The following is a 15,469-nucleotide window of genomic DNA, read 5'->3' as shown; positions in this document are numbered from 1 at the left end:
CGCCCTTTTGTTGTGGATACGCCGTCAGCCGTTACCCGGAAGCACCGCGTTGCTCGGCGTGCGGCGATCAGTGATCTGCAGTCCAAACAGGCTGCCGATCAGTTCGACGGCAACACGCGCGGTGCGGCCGCGTTCGTCGAGAAACGGGTTGAGCTCGACGATATCGACCGAGCGCACCAGATCCGAATCGTGCAGCAGCTCCATGATGAGATGTGCTTCGCGATAGGTCGCGCCGCCCGGCACCGTGGTGCCGACGCCCGGCGCGACGGCAGGATCGAGAAAATCGACGTCGAAGCTCAAGTGCAGAACGCCGTTCTGCGCCCGCACGCGCTCGATGACCTTGCGGATCAGCACGCCGACGCCGAATTCGTCGATCGCGCGCATGTCGGCGATCGCGACGCGGCGCTCGAACACCAGCTTCTTCTCCAGCGGGTCGATCGAGCGGATGCCGAACAGGTCGAGCCTGTCGGGACCGATCGAGGCGCGGGGATGGTTGCCGAGCAGCCCGTCGAGGCCGCTCTCGCCGCACAAAAAGGCCGCCGACATGCCATGCATGTTGCCGGTTTCCGTGGTCTGCGGCGTGTTGTAGTCGGCATGGGCATCGAGCCACATGACGAACAGTGGCCGGCCCTGCTCGTGCCAGTGGCGCGCGACGCCGTTCACCGATCCCATCGACAGCGAGTGATCGCCGCCCATGAAGATCGGAACGGCGCCGGAGCGCGCCAGTGAATAGGAACGCTCGCTGAGCGCGCGGATCCAGCCCTTGATCGTGTCGTAATATTTGGCATTCGCCGGCGGCGCGCCCTCATCGGGAGTAACGTCAGGTTTGGCCATGTTGCCGTGGTCCTCGACGGCAAAGCCGAGCTGATCGAGGATGCGGCCGATGCCCGCCGTGCGCAGTGCATCCGGCCCCATCAAGGTTCCGAGTTGTGAGGCCCCGATCTCGATGGGGACGCCGAGCAGGGCGATCTTTGGTCGGCTGGCGCGTTCGGACATGAGGCGGGGCCTCCGAAGAATTGTAAGGTGGGCAAAGCGTAGCGTGCCCACCGATAAAGATCACCAGCCGGATAGATGGTGGGCACGGCGCAAACGCGCCCTTTGCCCACCCTACGCCGCTACGCTTTGAAATACGCGATTTGCGTTGTGGTTGCGAGCAGGCGCCCCGACGGCGACCACAATTCGCCGTTCTGGTCGCCATAGCTCCTGTGGAAGATCTTGGCATCAGCCACGGCCAACACCCGCGTGATGTCCTCGGCCGCCAGTTCATCCGATGACGTGTGGAAGTAGGTCGTTAGCGAGACCGTGCCGAATGGGATCAATTCCCGGCGCACCAGAAACACCCGGCCGAAGAACGCGTCCGACATCGACATCAGCGACAGCATGTCGATCTTTCGCGGCACGTGATCGCCGATCCACTGCTTGGAGTACGCGTCGAGCGGCGAGGACGCCGGCGAGCCGTAGAAACTCGGCTCGCCCTCGACGAAGCGGAAATCATGCTGGTGTGTCCAGGTCATCGGCGTGTTCGGAAACGCGCGCGCCTGTTCAAATGGCGCAGCGCCGGGAAAAGCCGCCTGCTGGTGCGACCAGGATGGGCGGCGCTCGGCGAATACCGCGGTCGCCAGCGTCGCGACGTCGCCGCCGCCCTGCGTCATCTCCACGCACCAATGCTGGCTCGAGCGGTTGGCCTTGACCAGGCGAACGTCGAGATCGAAGCCGCCTTCGGCGATCGGCGCGCAGAAATTCACGGTCAGCGACAGCGGATCGCCCGCCCGCTGCGGATGGTCGATCAGCGCGCGCAGGATGGTCGCGGCCGTGCAGCCGCCAAACGGGCCGACAAAGGCCCAGTAGTCCGGGCTGGTCCTGCCCTGCCAGCAGCTATCGCCGGCGGTGACCCGCGTGGCGTCGTCGAACAGGTGAGGGGCTTTGGTCAGCATGAATACTCTTCGGTCTTGAGAGGCGGGACAGGGTTGGCGCAAGTGCCGTCATTGCGAGCGGAGCGAAGCAATCCATGGCGCCGCAAGCGGAGGGATGGATTGCTTCGTCGCTACGCTCCTCGCAATGACGGTAGATGGAGTATCGCGACTCTTTTGCCGAATTCAATGACGACTGAGGTAATGGCTTCCCGCGTCCCGGGATTTACCGCGTCGCCCCGCGCTGGGCGCTTGTCTCCGGCACCGGCGCGGCCGCGCGCACCGGCACGTGCCAGATATCCTCGGCATACTCCCGGATGGTGCGGTCGGAGGAGAACCAGGGCATCCGCGCCACGTTGAGGATCGAGGCACGGGTCCAGGCCGGCACCACCTGCCAGCGGGCGTCGATGCCGCGCTGGGCCGCGTAGTAGGAATCGAAATCGGCCGAGACCATGTAGTGGTCGAGATAGCGCAGCGCGTGACCCATCGAGGCAAAGCGGGCAGGATCGTCGGGCGAGAACGCGCCGCTCTCGATTGCGGTAATGGCCCGCGCCAGCCGCGGCGAGCGGCTGATCACATCCGTGGCGTCCAGGCCCTGCTTGCGGCGGACCATGACGTCGCCGGCCTCCATGCCGAAGATCGCGATGTTCTCCGCGCCGACATGATCGCGGATTTCGATATTGGCGCCGTCAAGCGTGCCGATGGTGAGCGCGCCGTTGAGCGCCAGCTTCATGTTGCCGGTACCGGAGGCCTCCATGCCGGCGGTCGAAATCTGCTCGGAGAGATCGGCGGCTGGAATGATAACCTCGGCAAGGCTGACATTGTAGTCGGCGAGGAAGACGACCTTCAGCCGCCCCGAGACGTCGGGGTCGTTGTTGACGACCTCGGCGACGTCGTTGATCAGCTTGATGATCAGCTTGGCGTAGCGATAGCTCGCCGCCGCCTTGCCGGCGAAGATCTTCACCCGCGGCACCCAGTCACGCTGCGGCTCGTCCTTGATCGCCTGATACAGCGCGACGGTCTCGACGACGTTGAGCAATTGCCGCTTGTATTCGTGGATGCGCTTGATCTGGATGTCGAACAGCGCCGACGGATCGATCTTGATGCCGAGCCGCTCGTTGATAAGCCGCGCCAGCGCCACCTTGTTCTGATGCTTGACGTCGCGAAAACGCTGCTGGAATGCGTTGTCACTGGCGCGGGCCTCGAGGCGCTCGAACAGCGAGAAGTCGTCGAGCACGGCGTCGCCGCAGACCTCGCGCATGAGGCCGGTCAGCTTCGGGTTGGCCAGCATCAGCCAGCGGCGGAAGGTGATGCCGTTGGTCTTGTTGGTGATGCGGCCGGGATAGAGATGGTTGAGATCGTGGAACACGGTCTCCTTCATCAGGTCCGAATGCATTGCCGAGACGCCGTTGATGCGGTGCGAGCCGACGAAAGCGAGCTGCCCCATCCGCACCCGCCGTCCGGACTTCTCGTCGATCAGCGACACCGAGGCGCGGTAGTCGATATCGCCAGGGCAACGCTGATCTGCCAGCGCCAGATGCGCGGTATTGATGCGGTAGATGATTTCGAGATGCCGCGGCAATAGCCGCTCGAACAGTTCGACCGGCCAGGTCTCCAGCGCCTCCGGCAGCAGCGTGTGATTGGTGTAGGACAGCGTCGCCACCGTGATCTTCCAGGCCTCGTCCCAGCGGAAATTGTGCAGGTCGACCAGGATGCGCATCAGCTCGGTGACGGCGAGGCTCGGATGGGTGTCATTGAGCTGGACCGCGACCTTGGAGGGGAGGTTGCGCAACTGCCCGTCGGAAGCGAGGTGCCGCTTGACCAGATCCTGCAGGGAAGCCGAGACGAAGAAATATTCCTGCCGCAACCGGAGTTCGCGCCCCGCGGAGCTCTCGTCGTTCGGATAGAGGAATTTGCAGATCGATTCCGCGCGCGCTTCTTCAGCGACGGCGCCGAGATAATCGCCGGTGTTGAAGACGTCGAGCCGCAGCGGGTCGGGCGCGCGCGCCGACCATAGCCGCAGCGCGTTGACGTGCTGGCCGCGCCAGCCCACGATCGGGGTGTCGTAGGCGACAGCCTGCACGGTTTCTCCCGGACGCCAGGTGGCGCGGTCGCGGCCGCGGTCGTCGACGTGGTCGACAAAGCCGCCGAAATGGATGTGGTAGACCACCTCGGCCCGCTGGAACTCCCAGGGGTTGCCAAAACTCAGCCATTCGTCCGGGTATTCGTGCTGCCAGCCCTGCGCGATGATCTGGCGGAACAGACCGAAATCGTAGCGGATGCCGTAGCCAATGGCGGGAATGGCCAGCGTCGCCATGCTCTCCATGAAGCACGCCGCGAGCCGCCCGAGGCCGCCATTGCCGAGCGCCGCGTCCGGCTCGCATTTGCGCAGGTCGTCAAGCCCGACGCCGAGATCGCCGAGCGCCGCCTCGAACACCGGCAGCAGGCCCATATTGTTCAGCGCGTCGGTGAACAGACGGCCGATCAGGAATTCGAGCGAGAGGTAATAGACCCGCTTGCTGCCGGCGTCGTAGCTCTCCTTTTCTGCCGTCAGCCAGCGGTGCACGATGCGGTCGCGCAGCGCCAGCGCTGCGGCCTTGTACCAGTCGCGCCGTGTCGCCATGCCGGCGTCCTTGCCGATCGCAAGCCGGAGCTTGGCGAGGATTGCGCCCTTGATTTCGGTCAGCGCCAGCTCGTCCATCGGCTGGTCCAGCGCCGGATAGTTGGCCGGAGAGTTTCCTGGGATTTGTTCCTGCAACACGTCAGTCCTAGCAGTTGAGACTCAAGCGAAGATACGCGCCTTGCCCCCCGATCGAAACCAGCCGGAAGTATGTGTTCACCGCATTGGTATGATTTTATGCAAGGACCGGGCCGATTTCGCGGCACGGCACGACCGCTTTTCGTGCTATAATTTCATGCAAAGCTGTGGGATGCCGGAACTTGGCTGGTGGATGCCGGTACGCGTGAAGGAGACGTTCTCGAACAAGCGGGAGGCCTATCATGAGATTAGCGATCGAGATCGCCGCCGCTGCGCTGTTGGTAGTCTGCATCAGCGCGACCAGCGCAGCCTTTGCCGCAGGCAAGGCTGGCAAAAGCGCGGATGGCCTCAGTTGTTCCTTCAGCATCCCGCAAGGCGCTTCGCCGGCCGCGCGCTGCGCGGCGATCAAGCGGCAGTGCGGCGGAAAGTTCTACGCCAATTACTGCGGCGACAAGCTGTTGTCGGCGATGTGAGGCGATTGGCACTGACAGTTCACACCATGGTGCCGTCCCAATCTTCGCCTTCCTCGGCAAGCCCGGGGTAGCGGAGATAGAGCTTTTGCAGCAGTTCGAAATGCAAGGCGGACGATATCTCGTCGAGAGGCGTGGCAAGCAAGGCTCGGTCTTCGCTGTCGAGGGTGGATACGATCGCATTCGCGCGATCGATCGCGTCGGCCGCCTCCAGTAACAGGGTCCGGAGCTGGGTAGCCTGTGTCGCGTCCATCGCCCTCGATTCTTTGCGGGGCAAATCACCAAAAACAACCTCTGATGGGAGATATTTTGTCGCTCCACCAGAACAAATTAAGAACACTTTAGCAAGTGTTTGATATATCATTGTGATTCGGCGCGTCGCCGACACAACATTTATGGTCTATCCGAGTTTGCGAGGACTACATGTCCACCATCGCCTTCGATCAGTTTGCTCTCACCCGTATCGCCGATTTTGCGCGCTCGCTGTCGCGCCTGCATCAGGCCTCGCGCCGCCGGCTCGTCGACGATGACGCGATCGACCGCGAGTTCAACGCGGTCTGCATGTCGGTGTGGGGTTACACCACGGACGATTTCAGCGACGAGCTGTTTTCGGTCGAGGACCACGCCTTTCTCGACGCGCTGGATGAAGCGCAGGCGCGAATCTTCGCAGCCCAAGCGGGCTACGACCTGGTCGACGATCAGGGCATGCTGACCGACTGGTGGGGCTATTGCTGGATGATCCTGGCCGAGAAGCGCGGCTTGCTGACGCCGGAAAACCGCGCCGCGACGCGTGCGGCGATCGAGGAAAAATATCTGTCGGCGCCAAACGTGATCGGCGTCATCGTCGGGCGGTGAGCGGTGACTTTGTAGCCCGGATGGAGCGCAGCGTAATCCGGGAAAGTGTGCGAGACCGGCCCCGGATTTCGCTTCGCTCCATCCGGGCTACGATATCGCCTAGTTTACTTCCGCCCGCTTCGCCGGCTTCGGCGCGGCGGTCTTCGGTATGGAGGCGGTCGGCAGCTCGACGTCGCGTCTTGTTTCGGGAAGCGGCGCGCTGGCCGCGACCATCTCCGCGCTGACCGGCGCCACCTTCATTTCGCCGAGCCGGGCGCGGACATCTGCCGTGAGGCCGGGATAGGAGGTGACGGGGGTGAATTCCGCCGTCTGGTCGGCGCCTAAGCGAACGCCGGTATAGGCCACCAGGCCGTCGGTGGTAGCGACGACGTCGCCGGAGCGCAGCGAGGTGTCGAGTGCAAGATCGACCGGCGCCAGCCCGGACGGGCTTCGGCCGTTGCAGGTGCAGTCGGCGCTCAGCGCCTTGCGATAGGCGTAGGCGTTTTCGCTGTCGGCATAGCGCTCGCCATTGCCCGCGGCCGCGCTGTCGATACTGCTGCCGTAAAATACCTTGGTGACGCTTGCCGGGCAGAAGGCCTGGCAGGTCTGAACCGGCGAGGCGTTGCCGCGCATGGTCAGCGGAAAATATTTGCCGTCGCAGCTTCGCACGCAGAAGGCAGGTCCGGAGCCCGCGACGCGCGGCGCCGGCGCAGGATGGGACGGTTGATTGATGCCGAACGGATCGGCGAAGAAGTTCGCCTGCGCGGGGGCCTGCCGCGTCTGCTGTTTCTGGATGCCGCCGAACAGGAAATCGAACAGACCCTCGGCGGAGACGCTGCCGGGCGTCAGCGTGAGCGCACCCGCAAGGGTCACGGCGGCCACAAAGGTCGCGCGGCGCCGCCTGCGCGAAAAAGCCAACTCTGTACGCAACGCCAACTCCACCCAACAAACGCGCTGAAGCGCCAAGGCTTCAGTTCGGGTAACCTTAACGGGGGATGGTAAATGAGCTTTTACTGGGGGCGAGAGGGCGGAAAAGAAATGCGGGCTTCTTCTTACCTCGCCCCGCTTGCGGGGGAGAGCTCGGATCGCCTCGGCGATGCGAAGCATCGATCCGGGGTACAGGTCTCACTACTCTCACGACTCGCGGAGAGAGCCCCTCACCCCGACCCTCTCCCCGCAAGAGCGGGGCGAGGGAGAAGAGAGCAATCACCCCTTCAAAAATTCGCCGGCCTTGTACAGCGAGCGAAACTCGAGCCCCGCCTCGGCAAAGACTTCGGTCGCGCCTTCCTCGCGGTCGACCATGGTGAGCACCAGCACGATCTCGCCGCCGGCATCGCGCACGGCCTCAACCGCCTTCAGCGCCGAGCCGCCGGTGGTGGTGACGTCCTCCACGATGACGATGCGCTTGCCCTGCAAGGTCTCGCCCTTGGCGAGCCCCTCCACCGCGAGGCGGGCGCCGTGCTCCTTCGGCTTCTTGCGCACGAAGAACGCTGCGATCGGATGCCCCTTGAGCCAGGACAGCTGCGCGATTGCGCCCGCCAGTGGGACTGCGCCCATTTCCAGCCCGCCGACGAAATCGAGATTGTCGTCCTTCAACGCCTCATAGGTCAGTTCGGCCAGGAGCGCCGCGCCCTCGGGGTCGAGCATGGTCGGCTTGAGGTTGAAGTAGAAGTCGCTCTTGCGGCCCGAGGCCAGCGTGATCTCGCCGCGGCCGAACGAACGCTTGCGGATGATCTCGGCGAGGCGGGCGCGGGAGGCTGATTTGGACAAGGCGGTTTCCCCGGGGGTTTCAAGCCGGCCGCAATCTATCGGCGCTTTCCGGGACATTCCAGCGCCGATCCCGCGCCGTCAACAGGGCACAATGTCCTGCCGTGGCCGCGGCGAATGCAGGGACGACATTCGAAAATGGCTGGTTGTAAGCCGCTTTGGTTCCGCGCTAACGGGAGGGACAAAGCCTGCCTTTGGGGAAACCGTAAATGACGATCGAACTGCACACCTGGAACACGCCGAACGGCCGCAAGATCTCGGTCGCGCTGGAGGAAATGGGGCTGCCCTACAAGGTGATCCCGGTCAACATCACCAAGGGCGAGCAGATGGCGCCCGGTTTCCTCAAGCTCAGCCCCAACAACAAGATTCCCGCGATCGTCGATCCCGACGGCCCCGGCGGCCAGCCGGTCGGTATTTTCGAGTCCGGCGCGATCCTGCTCTATCTCGGCGAGAAGACCGGCAAGTTCCTGCCCAAGCCGCTCGCCGAGCGTATCCCGGTCTATGAATGGCTAATGTGGCAGATGGGCGGCTTTGGACCGATGCCCGGCCAGGTGCACCATTTCATCGCGCTGGAGAATGAAACCGACCGCGCCTACGGCCTGAAGCGCTTCATGGCCGAGACCCGCCGGCTCTATGGCGTGCTCGACCGTCGCCTGGAAGGCCGAGAGTTCGTCGCCGACGCGCTGTCGGTCGCCGATTTCGCCATCCTCGGCTGGGCCTGGCGCCACCCGCGCCACAAAGTGGAGCTGAAGGATTTTCCGAATGTCGAGCGCTGGTACAACGCAATGATGGCCCGCCCGGCGACCAAGCGCGGCATGGAAGCGAAGCTGGATTGAGCCATCGTCATTGCCGGGCTTGACCCGGCAAGCCATCTTCTTCGCAGAAATTTCTTTCCGTCTGCTGCCGCAGACGATGGATGCGCGGGTCAAGCCCGCGCATGACGAGCGAGCGCTACGCCCGCTTCGCCTCGAACGCCATCTTTACCGCAAGCCCCGCCAGCACTGTTCCCATCAGCCAGCGCTGCAGCAACAGCCAGCCCGGCCGTGTGCCGAGAAAGCGCGCGATCGATCCGGCGGCGAGCGCAATCATCGCGTTGACGCTGACGCTGATGACGATCTGGATCGCACCCAGCGCCAGCGACTGCGTCAGCACGCTGCCCACCGTGGGATCGATGAACTGCGGCAACAGCGCCAGATACAGCATCGCGATTTTCGGATTGAGCAGATTGGTGACGAACCCCATCGCGAACAATTTGCGCGGGCCGTCGACCGCGAGCTCCTTCACCTGAAACGGCGAGCGGCCATTGGGCTTGATCGCCTGCCAGGCCAGCCACAGCAGGTAGGCGGCCCCCGCAAACCGCAGCGCGTCGTAGGCGTAGGGCACGGCAAACAACAGCGCGGTGATGCCGAACGCCGCGCACAGCATGTAGAACACGAACCCGAGCGCAACGCCGCCGAGCGACACGATCCCCGCCGCAGGCCCTTGCGTGATCGAACGCGAGATCAGGTAAATCATGTTCGGCCCCGGCGTCAGCACCATGCCGAGCGAGACCAGCGCGAAACCGAGCAAGACGGAAAAATGGGGCATGGGAGACTCGCGAGATGACCACTTTCTAACGCGCGACACACAGCGATTCCATTGCGCAATTGCACCGATATGGAGCGACTATGGTTCGGAGCAATGCAGATATCGCGTGTCCCGGACGCGGCGCGGCATGAAATGACGCGACGCAGAGCCGGGACCCAGTGGACCCCGGACCAGCAGCGCATCACTTCGTGCTGCGCTGCATCCGGGGAACGCATCTATTCAATGCGCCTCGTCCCAGTTATTCGCCGCCCGCGCATCCACCTGCAATGGCAGCGACAGCACCACCGCCGGGAACGGCGCGTCCTGCATCACGTGCTGCACCACCGGCAACGTCGCCGCTACCTCGTCGTCGGGCACCTCGAAGATCAGTTCGTCATGCACCTGCAGCAGCATCTGCGCCGATAGTTTCTTTTCCGCCAGCGCATCTTCCATGCGAATCATGGCGCGGCGGATGATGTCGGCGGCGGTGCCTTGCAGGCGCGCGTTGATCGCGGCGCGCTCGTTAAAGGAGCGGACCGACGCGTTGGAGGCCTTGATGTCCGGGTAGTACATCTTCCGCCCGAACAGCGTCGTGACATAGCCGTTGGTGCGGCAGAAATCCCGCGTCTCGTCCATATAGGCGCGGATGCCCGGAAAGCGCTCGAAATACTTCTTGATGTAGGCGGAAGCTTCCTCGCGGGCGATGCCGAGCTGGTTCGCAAGCCCGAACGCCGAGATGCCGTAGATGATGCCGAAATTGATCGCTTTCGCGCGGCGGCGCACCTCGCCCGGCATGTCCTTGATCGGCACGCCGAACATCTCGGACGCCGTCATGGCGTGAATGTCGAGCCCGTCGCGGAACGCCTGCTTCAGCACCGGGATATCGGCAATCTCGGCCAGCAGCCGCAATTCGATCTGCGAATAATCCGCCGACACCAGCTTGTGGCCGGGCGTCGCGATAAAGGCGCGGCGGATTTTTCGGCCGTCCTCGGTACGCACCGGGATGTTCTGCAGGTTCGGCTCGTTCGATGACAGCCGTCCCGTGGTGGTCGCTGCCAGCGCGTAGGTGGTGTGGACGCGGTGGGTCTGCGGATGGACATATTGAGGGAGTGCGTCGGTGTAGGTCGACTTCAGCTTCGACACTTGCCGCCATTCCAGGATCTTCTTCGGAAATTCGTGGCCCTGTTCGGCGAGTTCGTCGAGGATCTGCGCCGAGGTCGACCACGCGCCGGTCTTGGTCTTGGTACCTCCGGTTATGCCCATCTTGCCGAAGAGGATGTCTCCGATCTGCTTGGGGCTGCCGACATTGATCGGCTCGCCCGCGATCTCCTGAAGCTCGGCTTCGACGCGGGCCGCGGTCTGGGCGAACTCGCCCGACAGCCGCGCCAGCACCTGCCGGTCGATCGAAATGCCGCGCCGCTCCATCCGCGCCAGCACGCTGACCAGCGGCCGCTCCAGCGTCTCATAGACCGTCATCATGTGTTCGGCGGCGAGCCGCGGCTTGAGCACGCGATGCAGCCGCAGGATTACGTCGGCGCTTTCAGCCGAGTAGGCGGTCGCCCTGTCGATCGCGACCTGATCGAATGTGAGCTTGTTCTTGCCGTTGCCGATAAGCTCGCTATAGCTGACGACGGCATGGCCGAACCAGCGTTCGGCGAGCGACTCCAGCGCATGCGAGTTGCGTCCGGCGTCGAGCGCATACGACATCAATTGCGCGTCGTCGATATTGCGCAGGGTGACACCGTGCTGCGCCAGCATCACGGCGTTGAACTTGATGTCGAAGCCGATCTTGAGAATGCCTGATGATTCCAGCAATGGCTTCAACGCCGTCAGCGCCTCAGTGGCCTTGATCTGGTCGGGCGCGAGGCCGGCGTCGAACAGGCCGGCACCGCCGCCGGATTGCTTGTGGGTGAGGGGCACATAGCAGGCATCGTTCGGTGCCAGCGCCAGCGCGATGCCGCAGATGTCGGCTTGCATCGGATTGTCGGAGCTCGCCTTGGCGTCGATCGCGAAAGTGCCGGCATCGTAGGCGCGTGCGATCCAGGCTTTGAGTTCATTCAGGTTGCGGATGGTCTGGTACTTGCTGCGGTCGACCGGCAGTTTTCGCGCGGCTTCGGCGCGCGCCGCGGCGAGCGAGATCGGCGCTCCCTTGTGGCTGGCGGCCTTGTCCTGCTTGTCGGCTCCTTTGCCCGGCGCGACCGCTCCCTTGCTCGCGGGCGCGGCGGAAGAGGGGCCGGGGGCATCGAACAGCGTCGCTCCCTCGGAATAGCCTTCCGGCTTCTTGCCGGAGGGCGGCACCGCGAAAACGCTCGCGCCGCTCTTGTTGCCCGCATCCGGCTCGATGTCGGCCGGATCGATCTGCGAATATTCGGCGACGCGGCGGGTGAGGGTGGAGAATTCCATCGCCTTGAGGAAGGCGATCAGCTTGCGTGCATCCGGCTCGTGCACGGCGAGGTCCTCGAGCGGTACTTCGAGATCGACCTTGTCGTCGAGCAGCACCAGTTGCCGCGAAATCCGCGCCTTCTCGGCGTTCTCGATCAGGGCCTCGCGCCGCTTCGGCTGCTTGATCTCGCCGGCGCGGAACAACAGTTGTTCCAGATCGCCATACTCGATGATCAATTGCGCGGCGGTCTTCACGCCGATGCCGGGCACGCCGGGAACATTATCGGTGGAGTCGCCGGCCAGCGCCTGCACCTCGACCACCTTCTCCGGCGGCACGCCGAACTTTTCGATCACCTCCGGAATACCGATACGGCGATCCTTCATGGTGTCGTACATGGTGACGCAATCGGTCACGAGCTGCATCAGGTCCTTGTCCGACGACACGATGGTGGCAGAAGCCCCGCGCTCGCAGGCGATGCGGACATAGGTCGCGATCAGATCGTCGGCCTCGAAGCCGACCTGTTCCAGGCAGGGCAGGTCAAACGCGCGCACCGCCTCGCGGATCAGTGCAAATTGCGGGATCAGATCGTCCGGCGCCGCTGCCCGGTGCGCCTTGTAATCGGGGTAGAGCTTGTTGCGGAACGTGATTTCCGACTTGTCGAACACGACCGCCAGATGCGTCGGCCGGTTATCCTCGGGCATCTCGCGCAACAGCTTCCACAGCATGTTGCAGAAGCCGAGCACGGCATTGACCTGCAGCCCGTCGGATCTGCGGTTCAGCGGCGGCAACGCGTGATAGGCGCGGAAAATGTAGCCGGAACCGTCGACCAGAAAGACATGGTCGCCCTTGGCGGGTTGTTTGGCGGGCGCCTTGGTTTCTGCCTTGGCCGGGGCTTTGGCGGCGGGAGCGGGTTTCGCGGCGGCTTTGGGGGCTGATTTCGGCATGGCCGAAATTTAGGGATTTTTGCGCGGATTGACAGCCTTGGGAGGTGGATTTTGGTCGCTACCGCACAGCCAAATTGCCGTCGTCCCAGCCAAGAATCGTAGCCCGGATGGAGCGCAGCGCAATCCGGGGGCTTCTGCGAGCCAGCGCGTTCAAACCCGGATTGCGCTGCGCTCCATCCGGGCTACAGGACCAACAACCTACTCCGCCGGCTGCAACGCAGGCGCAGCCTTTTTCGGCGCGATCCAGAATGCGTCGGGGCGCTCGAACAGGAAGTCGGCGCGCAGCGCCAGCGCCAGCCGCCAGATCACCACCGCGCCCGCGACGCCGGCAACGGTCACGATCAGGGAGATCGTCCCGATATCGGCGATCAGGCCGGTCTTCAGCAGCAGCGTTCGGGTCACCGCCATCGGCAGGAAGAACGCGAGATAGATGACGATGGAATGCTCGCCGCAATAACGCAGGAAATTGAGCCAGTGCATGCGCGCCAGCAGCGTGCCCATCACGATGATGGCGCCGGCCCCGGCGAAGCCGAGCGCCAGCGAGACCAGCGGCCAATCGCTGAAGCCCGACATCACGAGGCCGCTATTGACGAACGTCCACAGCGCCAGTCCGGCCAGCGCCAGCGCGGGCTTCTCCCGTGAACGATCCGACAGCGCGAACACGTAAGAGGCCAACAGATAGCCGGAATAGAAATAGACGAAGTGCGCGCAGAATTCGTCGATCACCGTCCAGCCGGTCACGACATGCGCGGTCTCCAGCGCTGCGGCGACGAGCCAGACCGCCATGGAGGGGATGCCGCGTGACAATTTTGTGACGACGAAGAAAATCGGCAGCAGATAAATGAACCACAGCGTGCCGAACGGCTCGATGAAGGATTCCAGATACAGCAAGCCGATATGACGCCAGCCGCTTTCGGCAGCGAAGCCCGGCGCCTTGAAGCCAAACTGGATCGTCATCCACAGCACATAGAAATAGGCGAAGTGCAGGACTTTGCGGTCGAGATAGGTGCGCCAGTCGCGGTCGATCACGACGGCGAGAAAAAGGCCTGAAATCAGGAAGAAATCCGGCATCCGGAACGGCTGGGCGAACATGACGAACGCATGCATGAAACCGGTCTCGCCGGCCGCCTTTTCCACGCCCAGCACCGAATGCATCATGACCACCATGACGATGCAGATGCCCTTGGCATAGTCCACCCAGTCGATACGGGTGGAGCGCTCAGGTCTGGCGGATGTGCCGTTTAAGGTCATCGGTGTCCCTCTTCGGTGCGACGCGGCCGCATCTTCGGCCCGATCCGTTGCTTTCTCCTTTATCCATACAAAGGACATGCCGGTATCGAGCGCTTTTTCCGGTTTCCCCTTTGCTGAAAAATGCTCTAAGACGCCCGCAAAATCGGGATTAGCGTTAACCATCAAATACGGATTGTTTCATGCGAATCGCCATGATTGGCACTGGCTATGTGGGGCTGGTATCCGGCGCCTGCTTTGCGGATTTCGGCCACCATGTCACCTGCGTGGACAAGGATGCCGGCAAGATCGAAGCCCTGCGCAGAGGCGAAATCCCGATCTTCGAACCCGGGCTCGACGCCCTGGTGGCGTCCAACGTCAAGGCCAAGCGGCTGGATTTCACCACCGACCTGACCGCGCCGGTCGCGGAAGCCGACGCGGTGTTCATCGCGGTCGGCACCCCGTCGCGGCGCGGCGACGGCCATGCCGACCTCACTTACGTCTACAGCGCCGCGCGCGAGATCGCAGCCGCGCTGTCCGGCTTCACGGTGGTGGTGACAAAATCGACCGTGCCGGTCGGCACCGGCGATGAGGTCGAGCGGCTGATCGTTGAGGCCAACCCATCGGCTGACGTCGTGGTTGCGTCCAATCCGGAATTCCTGCGCGAGGGCGCTGCGATCCGCGACTTCAAATTCCCCGATCGCATCGTGGTCGGTACCGATGACGAGCGTGGGCGCAAGGTGCTCGGAGACGTCTACCGGCCGCTGTCGCTCAACCAGGCGCCGCTGATGTTCACCGCGCGGCGCACCGCTGAACTGATCAAATACGCGGCGAATGCGTTCCTCGCCACCAAGATCACCTTCATCAACGAGATGGCGGATCTTTCCGAAAAAGTCGGCGCCGACGTACAGGAGGTCGCGCGCGGCATCGGGCTCGACAACCGCATCGGCACCAAATTCCTGCACGCCGGCCCGGGTTTTGGCGGCTCCTGTTTTCCCAAGGACATCCGCGCGCTGGTCAAGGTCGCGCTCGATCACGATGTGCAGTTGCGCATCGTCGAGGCGGTGCTTGGTGTCAACGACAACCGCAAGCGCGCGATGGCACGAAAAGTTTCCAACGCGGCGGGCGGTAGCCTGCGCGGCAAGACCGTGGCGGTGCTCGGCCTCACCTTCAAGCCGGATACCGACGACATGCGCGAGGCGCCGTCGATTCCTTTGATCACCGGCCTGCTCGACATGGGCGCCAAGGTACGCGCGCACGATCCGGTTGGCATGGAGCAGGCGCGCAAGGAATTGCCCGACATCGAATATTGCGACGACCCGTATGAGTGCGTGAAGGGGGCGGACGCCATGGTGATCGTCACCGAGTGGGTACAATACCGCGCGCTCGACTGGGAGCGAATCAAGAGCGAGATGGCGCAGCCCGTCGTGGTGGATTTGCGTAATATCTATCGATCCGAAGACATGGCCGCCCATGGCTTCACTTATGACAGCGTCGGCCGGGCGGCTGGCCCGAGAACTTGATGCGCCGACGCGGCGTCAGGAGTTCGTCATGGCCGGGCTTGTCCCGGCCATCCACGTCTTGTTTTGTAACCGCACCAAAAAGACGTG

The 15,469-nt window shown here is 63.5% G+C and carries 13 protein-coding genes; 4 read left to right on the top strand and 9 right to left on the bottom strand.

The window, feature by feature from the left end; translation table 11 throughout:
* Window positions 1–24: 24 nt before the first annotated feature.
* The 3 genes from rocF to V1279_RS32780 form a co-directional block, all read right to left on the bottom strand.
* Window positions 25–996 carry an arginase gene (rocF, locus tag V1279_RS32790; RefSeq protein WP_334444589.1) on the bottom strand — a complete coding sequence of 324 codons (972 nt, stop codon included), beginning with the start codon at window positions 994–996 and terminating at the stop codon, window positions 25–27.
* 119 nt (window positions 997–1,115) lie between these two features.
* The gene (locus V1279_RS32785) at window positions 1,116–1,934 is read right to left on the bottom strand and encodes an acyl-CoA thioesterase (protein WP_334444587.1); all 819 of its coding nucleotides are present in this window, start codon (window positions 1,932–1,934) and stop codon (window positions 1,116–1,118) included.
* A gap of 202 nt (window positions 1,935–2,136) precedes the next feature.
* Window positions 2,137–4,611: a glycogen/starch/alpha-glucan phosphorylase gene (locus tag V1279_RS32780; RefSeq protein ID WP_334446678.1), complete on the bottom strand. Its 2,475-nt coding sequence runs from the start codon at window positions 4,609–4,611 to the stop codon at window positions 2,137–2,139.
* A 299-nt stretch (window positions 4,612–4,910) separates the two neighbouring features.
* Between V1279_RS32780 and V1279_RS32775 the strand changes: the two genes are divergently transcribed.
* Entirely contained in the window at window positions 4,911–5,141 is a 231-nt protein-coding gene (locus tag V1279_RS32775) for a hypothetical protein (RefSeq protein WP_334444586.1), read from the top strand.
* Window positions 5,142–5,160: 19 nt separating this feature from the next.
* Here V1279_RS32775 and V1279_RS32770 read toward each other — a convergent pair whose 3' ends face one another.
* Complete coding sequence (locus V1279_RS32770) at window positions 5,161–5,391, bottom strand: hypothetical protein (RefSeq protein WP_334444584.1); 231 nt, start codon at window positions 5,389–5,391, stop codon at window positions 5,161–5,163.
* Window positions 5,392–5,561: 170 nt separating this feature from the next.
* Here V1279_RS32770 and V1279_RS32765 point away from each other — a divergent pair, with 170 nt between their 5' ends.
* On the top strand, window positions 5,562–5,993 hold the full coding sequence (locus tag V1279_RS32765; protein ID WP_334444582.1) for a hypothetical protein: 432 nt from the start codon (window positions 5,562–5,564) through the stop codon (window positions 5,991–5,993).
* A gap of 99 nt (window positions 5,994–6,092) precedes the next feature.
* Here the strand turns inward: V1279_RS32765 and V1279_RS32760 are convergent, their stop codons facing one another.
* Both V1279_RS32760 and pyrE read right to left on the bottom strand, forming a co-directional pair.
* A complete protein-coding gene (locus tag V1279_RS32760) occupies window positions 6,093–6,902 on the bottom strand; it encodes a DUF2865 domain-containing protein (protein WP_334444580.1) in 810 nt (269 codons plus the stop codon).
* 276 nt (window positions 6,903–7,178) lie between these two features.
* A complete protein-coding gene (pyrE, locus tag V1279_RS32755; protein WP_334444578.1) occupies window positions 7,179–7,742 on the bottom strand; it encodes an orotate phosphoribosyltransferase in 564 nt (187 codons plus the stop codon).
* Window positions 7,743–7,948: 206 nt separating this feature from the next.
* On the opposite strand from pyrE, the gene V1279_RS32750 reads away from it, so the two are divergent.
* Entirely contained in the window at window positions 7,949–8,575 is a 627-nt protein-coding gene (locus V1279_RS32750) for a glutathione S-transferase family protein (protein WP_334444576.1), read from the top strand.
* Between the two features lie 115 nt (window positions 8,576–8,690).
* On the opposite strand, the gene V1279_RS32745 is transcribed toward V1279_RS32750, so the two are convergent.
* The 3 genes from V1279_RS32745 to V1279_RS32735 all read right to left on the bottom strand — a co-directional run bounded on the left by V1279_RS32745 (window position 8,691) and on the right by V1279_RS32735 (window position 13,883).
* Window positions 8,691–9,326, bottom strand: coding sequence for a LysE family translocator (locus V1279_RS32745; protein ID WP_334444574.1), 636 nt, complete (start codon window positions 9,324–9,326; stop codon window positions 8,691–8,693).
* Window positions 9,327–9,545: 219 nt separating this feature from the next.
* Complete coding sequence (gene polA, locus V1279_RS32740) at window positions 9,546–12,632, bottom strand: DNA polymerase I (protein ID WP_334444572.1); 3,087 nt, start codon at window positions 12,630–12,632, stop codon at window positions 9,546–9,548.
* 198 nt (window positions 12,633–12,830) lie between these two features.
* Window positions 12,831–13,883 (bottom strand): acyltransferase family protein, encoded by a 1,053-nt coding sequence (locus tag V1279_RS32735; protein WP_334444570.1) that lies wholly within the window; start codon window positions 13,881–13,883, stop codon window positions 12,831–12,833.
* A gap of 179 nt (window positions 13,884–14,062) precedes the next feature.
* On the opposite strand from V1279_RS32735, the gene V1279_RS32730 reads away from it, so the two are divergent.
* The gene (locus V1279_RS32730) at window positions 14,063–15,382 is read left to right on the top strand and encodes a UDP-glucose dehydrogenase family protein (protein ID WP_334444568.1); all 1,320 of its coding nucleotides are present in this window, start codon (window positions 14,063–14,065) and stop codon (window positions 15,380–15,382) included.
* Window positions 15,383–15,469 lie beyond the last annotated feature (87 nt).

It is taken from the genome of Bradyrhizobium sp. AZCC 1610 (assembly GCF_036924515.1).
GTDB lineage: Bacteria > Pseudomonadota > Alphaproteobacteria > Rhizobiales > Xanthobacteraceae > Bradyrhizobium.
This window is presented reverse-complemented; position numbering and strand designations above follow the sequence as displayed.

Bases quoted from the DNA above. Each gene is read 5' to 3' on its own strand.
- V1279_RS32730 (WP_334444568.1), top strand. From the start codon at position 14,063: ATGCGAATCGCCATGATTGGCACTGGCTATGTGGGGCTGGTATCCGGC.
- polA (WP_334444572.1), bottom strand. From the start codon at position 12,632: ATGCCGAAATCAGCCCCCAAAGCCGCCGCGAAACCCGCTCCCGCCGCC.
- V1279_RS32785 (WP_334444587.1), bottom strand. From the start codon at position 1,934: ATGCTGACCAAAGCCCCTCACCTGTTCGACGACGCCACGCGGGTCACC.
- V1279_RS32735 (WP_334444570.1), bottom strand. From the start codon at position 13,883: ATGACCTTAAACGGCACATCCGCCAGACCTGAGCGCTCCACCCGTATC.
- V1279_RS32780 (WP_334446678.1), bottom strand. From the start codon at position 4,611: ATGGACGAGCTGGCGCTGACCGAAATCAAGGGCGCAATCCTCGCCAAG.
- V1279_RS32770 (WP_334444584.1), bottom strand. From the start codon at position 5,391: ATGGACGCGACACAGGCTACCCAGCTCCGGACCCTGTTACTGGAGGCG.
- V1279_RS32765 (WP_334444582.1), top strand. From the start codon at position 5,562: ATGTCCACCATCGCCTTCGATCAGTTTGCTCTCACCCGTATCGCCGAT.
- V1279_RS32745 (WP_334444574.1), bottom strand. From the start codon at position 9,326: ATGCCCCATTTTTCCGTCTTGCTCGGTTTCGCGCTGGTCTCGCTCGGC.
- V1279_RS32775 (WP_334444586.1), top strand. From the start codon at position 4,911: ATGAGATTAGCGATCGAGATCGCCGCCGCTGCGCTGTTGGTAGTCTGC.
- V1279_RS32750 (WP_334444576.1), top strand. From the start codon at position 7,949: ATGACGATCGAACTGCACACCTGGAACACGCCGAACGGCCGCAAGATC.
- rocF (WP_334444589.1), bottom strand. From the start codon at position 996: ATGTCCGAACGCGCCAGCCGACCAAAGATCGCCCTGCTCGGCGTCCCC.